Consider the following 232-nt stretch of genomic DNA (forward strand, 5'->3'; position numbering starts at 1 on the left):
ATCCTTGGCCGCCAGCAGCGGGTCGTGGGGGATGCGCCGCAGGAAGTAGAACTTGGCCCCTTTGGCACTGCGCACATCGCGCACGCCTTCTACCAGCACCTGCAGGTTTGGCGGGTAACCGCTGGCATCCAGGCGCTTTTCGATGTAACCGGCGTCGAAGGCACGCTTGTAGGCGTCGATGGCATCGCGGATCTGGTACAGCGCCTCGCGCAGCTGTTGCTCCTTGCCACGG

General features: G+C 64.2%; 1 pseudogene. It reads right to left on the reverse strand.

Features of this window, described 5'->3' with window-relative positions:
• Positions 1-232, reverse strand: a pseudogene (locus tag SB765_RS34185) (hypothetical protein); the annotation flags it as partial.

It is taken from the genome of Pseudomonas sp. SIMBA_067, assembly GCF_046534675.1.
GTDB classification, from domain to species: domain Bacteria; phylum Pseudomonadota; class Gammaproteobacteria; order Pseudomonadales; family Pseudomonadaceae; genus Aquipseudomonas; species Aquipseudomonas putida.